We start from the raw sequence: 14,204 nt of genomic DNA on the forward strand, positions 1-14,204 counted from the left end.
AGCCGTATGAATTTATCAACTCTTATTGGCATGCTTTCGGGCATTGCTATCGTGGTGCTATCGGTGATGCTAACCGCAGCCGATGCTTGGTCCTTTATCAATCTACCAGGCTTAGCCATAGTGCTAGGCGGTACCTTTGCGGCGACCTTGTTGGCATACCCACTCCGTGATGTGGTGCGGGTGTTCAAGATACTGTGGATTGTGCTGCGTAACGAAAAAATGTACGCCGAAGATGACCAGCGCGAACTGGTTGAGGTGGCACGACAGTTAGTACAGGGACGTATTGCCAATGCTGAAGATCAATTAAACCAGGTACAAAACCCGTTTTTAAAAACCGGTTTACAGTTACTCATCGACCGCACGCCGACCGAAGATATCGCTGAGTTGTTAGAATGGCGAATTCTGCGGACTAAGTTAAAAGAGCGCGCCGAAGCTCAGGTGTATCGCACTATGGCCACTTTTGCACCCGCGTTTGGTATGTTGGGTACCTTGGTTGGCCTGGTTAACATGTTGCATGGCATGGGCCAGAGCAGCATGAGCGAGATTGGCGTAGACATGGCCTTTGCGTTATTAACGACGCTGTACGGGGTAGTTTTGGCGAACATGTTGTTCAAGCCGATTGCGATTAAATTTGAGCGTCGCACCGAGAGTCGCGTGCAGCTCATGAATATGATCTTAGAAGGCATCTTGCTGATTGCTCGTGGTCGCAGCCCAGCCTACATTCGCGAATATTTAGCTACCTTCTTCGCCCATGTAGAAGATGAGCTGGATATCAACGAGGCTAACGATATTGCCGCGAAAAATGGGCTCCATGAAGGTTTAGGCAAGGGTAGATCTGAGCGGCTATGAGCAACGAACCTACTTTACATGAGCTGATGGAACGTAGCGGCGGCCCCCAAGCCAAAGCTTCGGACGCAGCCGCCAACTTACATCGCGAACCTCATCGTGAGCATCGCGGTGCTTCAGCACGTCTATTCGGGCATGGAGTGGCGGCACTGCATGACCAGCCCGTTGATGAGGAAGACAGTTGGGTTACTACCTACATGGACTTGCTGACCCTGCTATTGGTGTTGTTTGTTATTTTGCTCGCCAATGCTGACTTGTCCGGCTCGCCGAGCCCATCCGAGCAAGTATTGCAAGCCGCAGCAGGGCAGTCAGCAGGCTTAGCACTAACTGAAAGCGAATTGCAGGCGCAGTTTGCCAGTAGTGGTTTAGCCGATGGAGTAGAAGTAAGCACCTCGCCCGGTAAAGTTAATATTAAGCTTAAAGACAAGATTTTATTTAACAGCGGCGAAGCTGAATTTAATCAGCAGGCCGCCCAGGTGATGCAAACCCTAACTGAGGTGTTGAAGAAAAATCAGCTGCTTATCAGCGTTGAGGGGCATACGGATAACATCCCGATCAGTAATCAGCGGTTTCCTAGCAACTGGGAGTTATCTGCCGCGCGGGCTAGTGTGGTGGTACGCTTTTTAGCAGAGCAAGGCATAGCTCCAGAGCGGATGCGAGCTGTCGGCTATGCAGATAGTGCGCCGCTGCAGACTAATACTACCGCAGCTGGACGCAGCGAAAACCGTCGAGTTAACGTGGTACTAACCGAAGTTGAATAGCTCCAGCGCTGGGCCTTAAGCATCTCGCGGCATGCCTTTTTCTACCGCACGTACCAGCCTTAGCACTTGCTTTTCAACTTTGCCTAAACCTGCTTGTTGCCGCGCTAAGGCCCAATCAATATGCTCTTGAACCATAACGCTAGCGCTATCTCGACGCTGCTGCAAGGCCTCGATAATAGCAGCATCGGCTGGCGCATTGCCTAAGGCCACCGCAATATTCCGCTGCCAACATTCATGGCCAATCCGCCGAATCGGCGAACCTTCAGTTTGTCGCAAAAAAGTGTCCTCATCCCAAGCCCACAATTGCAGTAGTTCAGGAGCATGCAAGTGCTGGCGCGGAGAAAAATCGGCTTCATCGGTTAGGTGGGCGTAACGATTCCAAGGACAAATCAATTGGCAGTCGTCACAACCGTAGATGCGATTGCCAATCAGCGGCCGAAATTCTTCCGGAATACTTTGCTTGAGCTCAATGGTTAAATAAGAAATACAGCGACGCGCGTCTAACACATAGGGCTCGACAATGGCTTGGGTAGGGCAAATAGTCATGCAGGCACTACAGCTACCACATTTTTCGGCTACGGGTGAATCCATCGGTAGAGGTAGATTAACCAGCAGTTCACCCAAGAAAAACCAAGAGCCATGGGCTTCATCAAGCACTAAGGTATGTTTACCACGCCAACCTAAACCTGCTTTGATAGCTAGTGGCTTCTCCATGATCGGAGCTGAATCCACAAAGGGGCGAAAATCTAGCTCAGCACATGCAGCTTGTATCTTATCGCCGAGTTGTTTTAGGCGTTTTCGCATTAATTTATGATAGTCGCGCCCAAGCGCATAGCGACTAATGTAGCCTAAACGAGGATTTTTCAGGGTTTTAGCAAAGCCAGCTTCAGCCGGTAAATAATTCATCCGCACCGAAATCGCACGCACGGCACCGGGATGCAGTTGATCAGGTCGGGTGCGTAACTCCGCATGTCGCGCCATCCATTCCATATCACCATGCATACCCGCTGCCAGCCAACGTTCTAAGTGCTGCTGCTCAGTGCTCAGGTCAACGTCGGTAATACCGACCTTCTGAAAGCCCAAGTCGCGGCCCCATTGTTTGATATCTGCAGCTAGTTGATGATAATCCATGAATGGTGTCGTACTCTTGTAGGTATGCCTGCGGTTGATGTTGGCTAACATAGCAAAATCTGGGCAAAAACGCACGATAGGGAGACTCATGGTGGCACAATTATCGCACTTGATATATCGCACCGAACAGGTTCGTAGGGGTGAGCAAGCAGCTGCCGCAGCGATTGGCTTGAGTATGGCGCAACTGATGCAAGCGGCTGCCCAAGCATGTCTGCAGGCCATCCAGGATCACTGCGCCGCACCAGCCAGGGTGGCGATTGTCTGTGGCCCTGGCAATAACGGTGGCGATGGTTGGGTGCTGGCACGACTGGCTCAAGCCGCGGGCTATCAGGTGACGGTTTATGCGGTGCCCCCAACTACCAAGCTAGCACAACAAGCACAGGCGGCGTGGCAGGCGGAGGGCGGTCGCTGGCAGGGTAGCATCGATAGCTTACACGGCTACCAGATCCTTGTTGATGCTGTGCTTGGCAGTGGACTTACCCGGCCTCTGGCTGGTTTTTACCTAGCTGCGGTGCAGGCTATCAATGCCGCAGCTAACACCGCTTGGGTGTTGAGTGTGGACGTGCCAACCGGATTAAACAGTGATACCGGGCAACCGCAACCCATTGCGGTAACCGCAGCACACACCGTGACTATGGTAGCGATAAAAGCAGGACTAGTAACAGGTAAGGCCAAAGATTACGTAGGGCAGCTGAGCTTGGCCGAAATGGGCATCGGCGCAGCCTTTAGCAAGCAGCCGGCCATGGCTGAGCTGGTGCAGCCAGAGCTAGCGCAGCGCTGGTTGGCGAAACGAAAGCCTAGCTCGCACAAAGGTGACCATGGTCATCTTGTTTTGATTGCTGGCGGGCCTGGTATGAGTGGCGCGGCTATTTTGGCTGGGCGGGCAGCCTTACGCAGCGGTGCGGGTAAGGTCACTCTGGTTACGCATCCGCACACACTTGCCATTATTGCGCAAGCGCAGCCCGAACTCATGGTGCATGGCACCGATGAAAAAGGCCTTATCCCTTGGCTTGAGCAAGCGGATGCTATCGTGATTGGGCCGGGATTAGGTCGTGATGCTTGGGCGCAACAGCAGCTACAGCAGTTGTTAGATTGGCACACGGAGCTTACAGGGCCGCTACCGCCGGTGGTTGCCGATGCCGACGCCCTCAATCTCTTAGCGCAGTTGCCGCAGGGCGAGCCGTCACCCAACTTACGGCAGTGGGTATTAACTCCGCATCCCGCAGAGGCGGGTCGCTTGTTACGGTCTGTGATGAGCACTCGGTTTGCGGATGAGAATATGACGGCCGTGGTGGAAGCGGATCGATACGAAGCGTTAACGCAATTAGTCACGAACTTTAACGCCGAGGTGCTACTCAAAGGAGCAGGAACCTTAATTGCCGGGCCAGCACACCAAATTGAGCGCATCTTAGTGTGTGAGCGTGGTAGCTCGGCCTTGGGCAACAGCCGGCTCGGGCGATGTGCTCAGTGGCCTCTTAGGGGCCTTGCTAGCGCAGCATCGGCAACCTTCAGCTGCAGCTTTGCATGAACTGGTAGCGACTGCAGTTTGGGTGCATGCCGTTGCTGGCGAAAATGCTGCGCAAGCCGGAGAACGTGGTACTATAGCAAGCGATATTGTGAATGAACTCAGAGCCTTGGTGAATCCTTGATGACAACTATTATTCGTAGCGCAGCCACCGAAGCAGAGCTACTGCAGGTAGCGCAACAATTAGCCCGTAACACCACTAAGCTATTACAACAGGCGGGGCCTGCTGCAACTGCCTTTACTTGTTATTTGTACGGTGATCTAGGTGCAGGTAAAACCACTTTTAGCCGGGGCTTTATCCAGACCTTGGGCCACCAAGGTGCAGTGAAAAGCCCTACTTACACCTTGGTAGAGACTTATGAATTGAGTCCTTGGACCATTCATCACTTTGATTTGTATCGGCTTGCTGATCCAGAAGAACTTGAATTCATGGGCATCCGCGATTACCTTGGAGATCATCAGATTATTTTAGCCGAATGGCCGCAGCGAGGGACAGGATACTTACCCGAAGCTGATATAACTATAACCATAGACTATGCCCAACCGGGTCGAACTATGACGATACATGCGCTAACAACACGAGGTCGAGCGGTTCTCGAAACACTTTAATGCCCTATTGGATACGCATTTTTATTAGTTGCAGTTTGCTGCTGTTCAGTACCACCAGTTTCTCGGTGCAAGTTAACAGCATCAACAATGTACGAATGTGGCCTGCGCCTGATAATACGCGGGTCGTTTTTGATCTGTCTGCAACTCCTGATTTTAGTTATTTTACCTTGTATCAACAAACACCCTATCGGCTGGTGATTGATTTTAACCAAACCGCTCTCAAGGTTGACTTAGCCAAAGTGGAAAATAACTCACTGTTGATTAAGAAAATTCGTACCAGTACTCCCAAAAACAAGCAATCCACTCGTGTTGTGATTGAGCTCAACGACAAGATTGAATTTGACATTTTTCCGGTGCGGGCCAACGAGCAATATGGTGAGCGCTTAGTAATCGATTTAAAAGGGCGATCGATTGAGCGCAAAAATACCCCGTTACGTGCCGATGAATTACAAGAAAGAAAAGTGACCATTGCCATCGATGCTGGGCATGGTGGCGATGATCCCGGTTCGATTGGGCCATCGGGAGCCTACGAAAAAGATATTGTGTTGAAAATATCGAAAGCGCTAGCGGATATGATCAACCAAGATCCAGCTATGCAGGCCTACTTGATTCGCAGTGGTGACTATTACGTGGGTCTCAAAGCGCGCGCCCGCAAAGCCCAAGAAATTGAGGCCGATTTGCTGGTATCCATTCATGCGGATGCTTTTACCTCACCGAAACCCCGTGGTGGGTCGGTGTGGGTGCTGTCCTCACGTCGCGCCACCACTGAAATGGGTCGTATGTTAGAGGATAAAGAGCGGCTGTCTGATGTGCTTGGAGGCATCGATTTGCGGGTAGAGTCTGACGATACCCACGGTTACTTAAACAAAGCTCTCATTGATATGACCATGGGCCATGCCATGAGTGCCGGTTTTGAAGTGGCCGAAGATGTCATCAAGCATATGGATGGCATTGCCATTATGCACAAAGACAAACCGCAACATGCTAGTTTTGCCGTGCTTACGTCAGGTAAACCCTCGATTTTGGTGGAAACCGGTTTTATCTCAAATCCACAAGAAGAACAGCAACTGTTAAGCAACGCCTATCAGCAGCGGATGGCGCGCGCCATTTATCAAGGGATACGCGATTACTTTACTCGGCGTCCGCCCGATGGATCGTCGTTTGTATCAAGCCGTGCGGCGCAACATGTGGTAAAATCTGGTGAGTCGTTATCGGTGATTGCAAAGCGCTACAATACAACCGTCAAAGCATTGAAAACACGGAACAACCTAACCAGTAATGTACTGCAAGTTGGGCAAGTGCTAGACATCCCATAACACCCTGATTTATTTCGGACTCACCAGCTACGAGCACGCCAGTTATGCCGATTCAATTATTGCCGATCAGTTTAGCCAACCAAATTGCCGCAGGCGAGGTGATCGAGCGTCCCGCGTCGGTAGTGAAAGAGCTGGTGGAAAACTGTCTAGATGCAGGTGCCAGCCATATTGTCATTGATATTGAGCAAGGTGGTCGACGGCGTATTCGTATTCGCGATGATGGTACTGGTATTGTCAAAGCTGAATTAGGTTTAGCCCTTAGTCGACATGCCACCAGTAAAATCAGCAGTCTCAACGATCTCGAGGCGATTCAAAGCTTAGGCTTTAGAGGCGAAGCCTTAGCCAGTATTAGTTCAGTATCACGTTTAACCCTAACCTCAAAGCCAGCGCAGCAAGCCGAGGCTTGGCAGGCTTGGGTAGAAGGGCGCGATATGCAGGCTGAAATCGCTCCAGCAAGTCACCCGGATGGGACTACCGTTGATGTGCAAGATCTGTTTTTTAACACACCGGCGCGGCGCAAATTTTTGCGCACTGACAAAACTGAATTTGCCCATATCGACGAGGTCGTACGGCGTATTGCACTGGCTCGTTTTGGGGTGCGTTTTAGCCTGAACCACAACGATAAACCGGTGCGTAACTACCCTGCGGTATCGGCGCAACAAGATGCATTACAACGCATCAGCCAAGTGTGTGGTCGGCAATTTACCGATCCAGCCTTAGCGGTGGAGCATGCTAGTGGTCCAGTGCGCCTATGGGGTTGGGTCGCAGCGCCAGAAGAATGTCGCCATCAGGCAGATATTCAGTACTTTTATGTTAATGGTAGGATGATGAAAGATCGCTTGCTGGCGCATGCGGTGCGACAAGCTTACGGTGAAGCTAGCGGGTTAGCGGACCCCAGTAGCGATAGCATGGGGCAACATCGAGTTCCCACGTTTGTGTTGTATCTAGAATTACCGCCCCAAGACGTGGATGTGAATGTGCATCCGGCCAAGCATGAAGTGCGCTTTCATCAAGCGCGGCAGATTCATGACTTTGTGTTAGCAGCTGTGCGCACTGCCTTGCAACAAGCTCCAAGCACCGCCCGCCGCGGTGCTACGGCAGCGCCTCATGGTGCCGGCGCAGCGGATGCCAGCAAGTTTGTGGCAGCGCCACCACAGCATGGTTATCAGCCGGCCAGCAGTCAGCTCAGTCAGCAGGTGCAAGAGTTACAACCACGCCATAGTCAGCTGTTTCCGCAGCGCGCTCAAGCCCACCCAAGTTTGGCTCAGTTGCAGCAAGTGGCTGCTCCCAGTCAGCCTGAGTCAGCTGTCACCGGTCCTAAATTATTATCGGTAATCCAGCAACGTTTTGCCTTATTGCAGCAGGTTGAATTGGGTTCTCAGCAGCACCTGCTGGCGCTGTTAGATTTAGCTGCAGTACAGCAGCATGTGCTGAGCAAACAATTGCAGCAACAATGGCAATTAGGGTTAGCTGGGCAACCCCTGTTGATACCGTTGCAATTACAGGATGCGCCCTTGATCGCAGCATTACGGGCTGTTCCCGCTGAACAGTTGGCGCGCTTAGGGGTCCGTTGTGAGTTTGGCCGCAATCGGGTCACCTTGTTAGAAGTGCCATCCATGCTGCGGCAAACCAACCTCGCAGTTACCTTAGCGGAACTGGTTAAGCAGTTGGACAGCCCGCAGTTATTCCGTTGGCTGGCCCAGTTCCAGGTGTTGTCCCAGTTCAATTTAAGCCAAGCTGAACACTGGTTACAGCAGTGGCTACAAGACCCTATTGCTGACTATTTGTATGCTCTTTCATTGCCACCTGAAGTCAGCAGTACGGACACGGCTAAGGAAACTTGATGACCACTTTTACCAATAAAGTCATTTGCCTTTACGGGCCCACGGCAGCCGGCAAAACAGGCTTAGCTATTGCGCTAACACAGGCGTTACCCTGCGATATTATCTCGGTGGATTCTGCCCTGATCTATCGCGGTATGGATATCGGAACCGCGAAGCCAAGTGCCGCTGAACAAGCGCAAGCACCGCATCGATTGATTGACATCTGTGACCCTAGCGAAAGCTATTCAGCGGCACAATTTGCAGCCGATGCGCGCGAAGAAATAGAAGCCATTCTGGCGCGTGGCCGCATTCCATTGCTGGTAGGCGGTACCATGTTGTATTTCAAAGCCTTGCTAGAAGGCATGTCCGACTTGCCTGAAGCAGACCCGGGCATTCGCCAGCAGCTACTTGAACAAGTTGCTAGCGCAGGTACCCATGCTCTACATCAGCGCCTAGAACAGATAGACCCGGTGAGTGCCGCACGGATTCATCCGCATGATCCCCAGCGCTTAGTAAGGGCCCTGGAAGTCTATTTAAGCAGTGGTCAAACGCTTACTGAACTTACCACCCAGCGCACTGGAGCATTACCCTATCCGGTACTGCAATTAGCCGTGGCGCCCCATGATCGCAGCGTCTTGCACGAGCGTATTAAGGTAAGATTTTTACAAATGTTGGAACAAGATTTTCTCGCCGAGGTCGAACAATTAAGACAGCGGTCCGATTTGCATCTCGATTTACCCGCGTTACGCTGTGTGGGGTATCGTCAGGCTTGGCAGTATTTAGCTGGCGAGTGCAGTTATGACGAGATGGTCGAGCGCGGTATTGCCGCCACTCGGCAATTAGCCAAGCGGCAGTTAACTTGGCTGCGCAAATGGCCCGGGGTGCATTGGTTAGATACGGATGCGGATGATTTAGCGGCCCAAGCGATTGCTTACTGCCAGCAACAGCCAGGCGAAGTATTCGCTGAGTTGCTTTAGCGATAGCAGCAATCGAACAAACTATCGTTCAATTGCTCCTTGAAAAGCTTAAACTAATCCCTATATTCAGTATTAACTGAAATAAAATGGTTCTGAGTTACACTATTTAAAAAAATTGTCTATATTTTAAGTGGCTGGCACGTTTTAGCGCAGTAGTATGTTGCTAGGCACTCACAATAACAAAAAAAAGGACGCACTATTATGGCCAAGGGGCAAACTCTACAAGACCCTTTTTTGAATGCACTGCGCCGCGAGCGTGTGCCGGTTTCGATTTACTTAGTAAATGGAATTAAACTACAAGGACAAATTGAGTCTTTTGATCAATTTGTTATTTTGCTGAAAAATACAGTCAGCCAGATGGTATATAAGCACGCCATTTCAACAGTGGTGCCAGCGCGCATTCCACAGAATTATCTGCCTATGGCAGAAGGCTCTGAAGAAGCGATCGATTAATTGATGTTAGGGGAGCAGTGATAGCTTGTTTGATAGGTTTGAAAGTGGTGAACAGGCTGTCCTGGTACACGTTGATTTTCCTGCAGAAATTGATCGTGAAGATCTCTCTGAACTGAAGTTATTAGTGTCATCCGCCGGGGTTGAAACCCTCGGTGTGGTGACTGCTTCGCGTAGCGCACCCAGTTCTAAGTATTTTGTTGGTTCGGGTAAAGCGGAAGAAATTGCCGATCAGGTGCGCTTGCTCGATGCTAACATCGTTATTTTTAACCACAGCCTTACACCTACCCAAGAACGTAACTTAGAAAAGTTGTGTCAATGTCGTGTGCTCGACCGCACCGGCTTGATTCTTGATATCTTTGCCCAGCGCGCCCGCACTCACGAAGGTAAGCTGCAAGTAGAACTAGCGCAATTGCGTCATATCCAAACACGATTGGTACGCGGCTGGACTCACTTAGAACGGCAAAAAGGCGGGATTGGTCTGCGTGGCCCAGGTGAAACCCAGCTAGAAACGGACCGTCGCTTAATTCGTGGCCGTATCAAAAACATTTTGGGGCGCTTAGACAAAGTTCAGAAGCAGCGCGAGCAAGGTCGTCGCGCACGCCAACGCGCTGAGATTCCGACGGTATCTTTAGTGGGATACACCAACGCCGGTAAATCGACCCTCTTCAATAAAATCACTGAAGCCGGGGTGTATGCGGCCGACCAGCTCTTTGCTACCCTCGACCCAACCTTGCGCAAGCTTGAACTCACCGATGTGGGGCCTATTATTTTGGCCGATACGGTAGGTTTTATTCGGCATTTGCCCCATGAACTCGTGGCCGCCTTTAAAGCGACCCTACAAGAAACCCAAGAAGCGGATTTACTCTTACACGTGATTGATGTGGCCGATGACCGTCAACAAGACAACATCCATCAAGTTGAAGAAGTACTGGCCGAAATTGGTGCCGACGAAATTCCGCAGTTGTTGATTTGTAATAAGATCGATCAGCTTGATGATGGAGTAGCGCGCATTGATACTGATGATCAAGGCATGCCAATCCGCGTATGGCTTTCAGCTCAGAGTGGGGCCGGAATAGATTTGTTACAACAAGCCTTGGTGCAACGCTTGCGTCCACAGATGGTTGACGTATCCTTACGAATTCCACCCTCGATGGGTAAATTACGTGGTAAGCTGTATGCACTCAAGAGTGTCACCGCAGAAACGACTGCGGACGATGGACAATTTTCAATGCAGGTACGTATGTCTCAAGTAGACTGGCGTAGATTGTGTAAGCAGGTGGCCGAAGAATATGGCGATAACCTGCAAGGCTTTGTAGAATAACTAACGAATACAATTAAACAGCAACCCAGAGTTGGAGTAATCAATGGCCTGGAATCAACCGGGAAACGGTAATAACAATGACCGTGATCCATGGAAACAACAAGGCGGCCGCGAACAAGGTCCGCCAGATTTAGATGAAGCAGTGCGTAACCTCCTAGGCAAACTTGGCCTAGGTGGTAAGAAAGGTGGCAACAATCAAAATCGAAGCGGTGGCGGTTTATCCGGCAAGGGCTTTGGTGTGATTGCGATTATCGCCCTATTAGTTTGGTTTTTGGCGGGTATTTATACGGTCAAAGAAGCCGAACGTGGGGTGGTGCTGCGCTTCGGTCAATACCACAACTTAGTAGAGTCAGGTCTGCATTGGCGCCCAGTATTCATTGATAGCGTACAAACCGTTGACGTGAGCAATGTGCGACAGTTCCAGTCCGAAGGTTTCATGCTGACTCAAGACGAGAACGTGGTGCATGTTGAGCTAGACGTACAGTATCGCATCATCAATCCGCGCGATTATCTATACGCAGTAGAGAATGCTGACCGCAGTCTTGCCCAAGCGACAGACAGTGCCTTGCGTTACGTGGTGGGTCACACCACCATGGATGAAGTACTAACAGTAGGACGTGAAAGTGTTCGTGCTGACACGTTAGAATTGTTAGACAACATCATCGCACCTTATCTGTTAGGGATTCAAATTGTTGATGTGAACTTGTTGCCTGCGCGTCCGCCAGAAGCTGTGAAAGACGCTTTTGATGATGCTATCTCGGCGCAAGAAGACGAACAGCGTTTTATTCGTGAAGCCGAAGCTTATGCACGTCAAATTGAACCACTAGCTCGTGGTCAAGTACGTCGAGTGCTGCAAGAAGCGCAAGCCTATCGTGAACAGACGGTACTGAAGGCGCAAGGTGAGGTCGCACGTTTTAAAGAATTGCTGCCACAATACAAAGCCGCTCCAGTTGTTACACGTGAACGTTTGTACTTAGAAACGTTAGAAGCTATCTATGCCAACACCAGTAAAGTGATGGTGGATGTTGAAGGTAGCAATAACATGATGTACTTGCCGTTAGACAAAATTTTAGAACAGCAGCAACGCAGCCGTTCTGAAGCGCAAAGCCAAGAGCGTGCGCCACAGCAAGGGATTAATTCAACGAACCCAAGTTCGCAGAATAACACCCCAGCAAGCACTAACAGCAATACCACACGTAGTAGCGACCGCTTCAACAGTGGCCGGGGGTAAACGATGAAAAACTTAGTAGCCATTTTAGTTATAGTCGCCTTAGCCCTTGGGGTTTCTTCACTCTTTGTAGTGAAAGAAGGCGAACGCGCCATTGTGGTGCAATTTGGTAAGGTACAACGTGACGCAAATACTGGCGAAGCCGTCGTATTTGAGCCGGGCTTACACTTTAAGCTGCCTTTTATTGAGCAGGTTAAGCGCTTAGATGCGCGTTTTAAGACCCTTGATGGTGACCCAGATCGCTTCGTTACCAGCGAGAAGAAAGATTTGATTGTAGATACTTATGTAAAGTGGCGGATCTCTGATTTTGCAACTTACTATTTATCGACCAATGGTGGTAACCAAGCTCAAGCCGAAGCCTTGTTAACCCGTCGGGTGAACAGCGGTTTACGGGCTGAATTTGGTAGCCGTACCATTAAAGAAATCGTGTCGGGTGAACGTGATAACTTAATGCGTGAAGCTCTTATTCGGGGCGCAGATAGTGCTCAAGAGCTGGGTATTGAGGTGATTGATGTGCGCGTAATGCAAATCAACTTGCCGACCGAAGTTAGCCAGTCGATTTATCAACGGATGCGTGCAGAGCGCCAAGCAGTAGCTATGGAGCACCGCTCTGAAGGTCGTGAACAAGCTGAATTCATCCGCGCTGATGTAGATGCTCGAGTAGCCGTTATGTTAGCTGATGCTGAGCGTGAGTCACGTGAACTGCGTGGCCAAGGTGATGCTGAAGCCGCGGGTATCTATGCTGAAGTGTACACTCAAGACCCAGAGTTCTTCTCATTCTTGCGCAGCTTGCAAGCGTATCAGAAGAGTTTTGAAAGTGGCAATGATGTGTTAGTGCTAGAACCAGACAGCGACTTCTTCAAGTATTTGAAAGACGTTACTGGTGGTAAAAACTAGCTCTGAGCTAAGCTTTTGAAACCTATCAAAACCCGCGGTTGTCCCGCGGGTTTTTTGTAGGTAAGCTGCTGGTCATCGCTCGACTACTTTGCTGAGAATTTCTGATATGTCTTACAAGCAGTATTACCAAGGTTTCTTTCAACGCCATCCGGATAGCTTACACTGCGCGCCCCATAGTCATCACTATTGGCCCGATGTGACGCGTGCTGCGCAACTCCAGTATTGGGATGATACCGCCCAAGGTGTCGATCATAAGTGGAACCAGATTTTTGGTGTACGTGTACCCGCCGTACAAACCTTGCTAGCCGAGCTGCTGCAGCATCCTCATCCTGAGCAATTTGTGTTCGCCAGTAACACCCACGAACTGCTGTACCGAGTGATGAGTTGTTTTGACCTGAGCCAACCCGTTTCGATTTTGACCACAGATAGCGAGTTTCACAGCTTTTCTCGCCAATTGCGGCGGCTACAAGAGCGCAGTAACTTAACCGTGACTGTGGTTGCCACAGAACCTTTTGCTAGCTTCCCGCAACGCTGGTTAGAGGCAGTCACAGCTGATGCTTATACGCTTATTTTTACCAGCCAAGTTTTCTATAACTCAGGTGTGGTTGGCCCAGACTTAAATGATTGGGTACCTCAAGCTGATCCTGAAAGTACTATCGTGGTCGATGGCTATCATGGTTGCGGTGCCATACCCACCAACTTAAGTACCGTGGCGGACCGAATTTTTTACTTGGCTGGTGCATACAAATATCTACAAGCGGGCGAGGGCTGTTGTTTCATGGCCGTGCCTAAGGGCTGCCAGTTACGCCCAGAGTACACTGGTTGGTTCGCTGATTTCGCGAACTTAGCCAAGCCCCAACAGGGCGAGGTGCAATATGCTGACGATGGCTTGCGTTTCGCCGGCTCCACGATGGATTTTAGCGCCCTCTACCGGCTTGAAAGTGTGCTGCAATGGTGGCAGCAAGAACAGTTAAGCGTAGACCACATGCATGGTTATGTGCAGCAATTGCAGCAGGGTTTTTTGGCCGTACTAGATGAAGCAGGGCACCCCTTAGTTAATCGCCAACGTTTATTAGTCAACTCGTTGGCGCAGCATGGGCATTTCTTTACCTTTCGTTTGGATAATCCAGACCAAGTGCAGCAACTTGCTGAAAAGCTAGCCAAAGCTGGTATCGAAACCGATTACCGAGGCAACCGACTAAGGTTTGGCTTTGCTCTTTACCATGATGTGGCCGACTATCAGCGCTTAAAAAAGGCGTTAAGCAGCCACTGATCGGGCTACCTTGTAAGGGCAATTCCTGTTAAAATCAGCGCCTG

Annotated in this window: 14 protein-coding genes; 13 read left to right on the forward strand and 1 reads right to left on the reverse strand. The window is 50.4% G+C overall.

Annotated elements, in window-relative coordinates; all coding sequences use genetic code 11:
- Nucleotides 1-6: 6 nt before the first annotated feature.
- Together AB8S08_RS01185 and AB8S08_RS01190 are read left to right on the forward strand one after the other, a co-directional pair.
- Nucleotides 7-849 carry a motility protein A gene (locus AB8S08_RS01185; protein WP_153827012.1) on the forward strand — a complete coding sequence of 281 codons (843 nt, stop codon included), beginning with the start codon at nt 7-9 and terminating at the stop codon, nt 847-849.
- On the forward strand, nt 846-1,607 hold the full coding sequence (locus AB8S08_RS01190; RefSeq protein ID WP_369743136.1) for a flagellar motor protein MotB: 762 nt from the start codon (nt 846-848) through the stop codon (nt 1,605-1,607). Before AB8S08_RS01185 ends, AB8S08_RS01190 begins: the two co-directional genes overlap by 4 nt.
- 15 nt (nt 1,608-1,622) lie before the next feature.
- Here AB8S08_RS01190 and queG read toward each other — a convergent pair whose 3' ends face one another.
- Nucleotides 1,623-2,789: a tRNA epoxyqueuosine(34) reductase QueG gene (queG, locus tag AB8S08_RS01195; RefSeq protein WP_369744210.1), complete on the reverse strand. Its 1,167-nt coding sequence runs from the start codon at nt 2,787-2,789 to the stop codon at nt 1,623-1,625.
- 37 nt (nt 2,790-2,826) lie between these two features.
- Between queG and AB8S08_RS01200 the strand changes: the two genes are divergently transcribed.
- The 11 genes from AB8S08_RS01200 (at nt 2,827) to AB8S08_RS01250 (ending at nt 14,160) form a co-directional block, all read left to right on the forward strand.
- The gene (locus tag AB8S08_RS01200; RefSeq protein WP_369743138.1) at nt 2,827-4,266 is read left to right on the forward strand and encodes an NAD(P)H-hydrate epimerase; all 1,440 of its coding nucleotides are present in this window, start codon (nt 2,827-2,829) and stop codon (nt 4,264-4,266) included.
- Complete coding sequence (locus AB8S08_RS01205) at nt 4,199-4,387, forward strand: NAD(P)H-hydrate dehydratase (protein ID WP_369743139.1); 189 nt, start codon at nt 4,199-4,201, stop codon at nt 4,385-4,387. The genes AB8S08_RS01200 and AB8S08_RS01205 overlap by 68 nt, the downstream gene beginning before the upstream one ends.
- Nucleotides 4,387-4,872 (forward strand): tRNA (adenosine(37)-N6)-threonylcarbamoyltransferase complex ATPase subunit type 1 TsaE, encoded by a 486-nt coding sequence (gene tsaE / locus AB8S08_RS01210; RefSeq protein WP_110076620.1) that lies wholly within the window; start codon nt 4,387-4,389, stop codon nt 4,870-4,872. Before AB8S08_RS01205 ends, tsaE begins: the two co-directional genes overlap by 1 nt.
- Nucleotides 4,872-6,188: an N-acetylmuramoyl-L-alanine amidase gene (locus tag AB8S08_RS01215; protein ID WP_369743142.1), complete on the forward strand. Its 1,317-nt coding sequence runs from the start codon at nt 4,872-4,874 to the stop codon at nt 6,186-6,188. Before tsaE ends, AB8S08_RS01215 begins: the two co-directional genes overlap by 1 nt.
- A 44-nt stretch (nt 6,189-6,232) precedes the next feature.
- A complete protein-coding gene (gene mutL, locus AB8S08_RS01220) occupies nt 6,233-8,032 on the forward strand; it encodes a DNA mismatch repair endonuclease MutL (protein ID WP_369743144.1) in 1,800 nt (599 codons plus the stop codon).
- Nucleotides 8,032-8,988, forward strand: a complete 957-nt coding sequence (gene miaA / locus AB8S08_RS01225) for a tRNA (adenosine(37)-N6)-dimethylallyltransferase MiaA (RefSeq protein ID WP_369743146.1) — start codon at nt 8,032-8,034, stop codon at nt 8,986-8,988. The genes mutL and miaA overlap by 1 nt, the downstream gene beginning before the upstream one ends.
- Nucleotides 8,989-9,189: 201 nt before the next feature.
- Nucleotides 9,190-9,441 carry an RNA chaperone Hfq gene (gene hfq / locus AB8S08_RS01230; RefSeq protein WP_153827005.1) on the forward strand — a complete coding sequence of 84 codons (252 nt, stop codon included), beginning with the start codon at nt 9,190-9,192 and terminating at the stop codon, nt 9,439-9,441.
- A 25-nt stretch (nt 9,442-9,466) separates the two neighbouring features.
- Nucleotides 9,467-10,762, forward strand: coding sequence for a ribosome rescue GTPase HflX (hflX, locus tag AB8S08_RS01235; RefSeq protein WP_313933191.1), 1,296 nt, complete (start codon nt 9,467-9,469; stop codon nt 10,760-10,762).
- A 43-nt stretch (nt 10,763-10,805) separates the two neighbouring features.
- Nucleotides 10,806-11,993, forward strand: coding sequence for an FtsH protease activity modulator HflK (gene hflK / locus AB8S08_RS01240; RefSeq protein ID WP_369743148.1), 1,188 nt, complete (start codon nt 10,806-10,808; stop codon nt 11,991-11,993).
- Between the two features lie 3 nt (nt 11,994-11,996).
- A complete protein-coding gene (hflC, locus tag AB8S08_RS01245; protein WP_369743149.1) occupies nt 11,997-12,887 on the forward strand; it encodes a protease modulator HflC in 891 nt (296 codons plus the stop codon).
- A 106-nt stretch (nt 12,888-12,993) separates the two neighbouring features.
- Nucleotides 12,994-14,160 (forward strand): aminotransferase class V-fold PLP-dependent enzyme, encoded by a 1,167-nt coding sequence (locus AB8S08_RS01250; RefSeq protein ID WP_369743150.1) that lies wholly within the window; start codon nt 12,994-12,996, stop codon nt 14,158-14,160.
- The last annotated feature ends 44 nt before the right edge of the window (nt 14,161-14,204 follow it).

Origin of the sequence: Pseudidiomarina sp. PP-1MA (genome assembly GCF_041200125.1) — a bacterium.
Taxonomy (GTDB): Bacteria; Pseudomonadota; Gammaproteobacteria; order Enterobacterales; family Alteromonadaceae; genus Pseudidiomarina; species Pseudidiomarina fusca.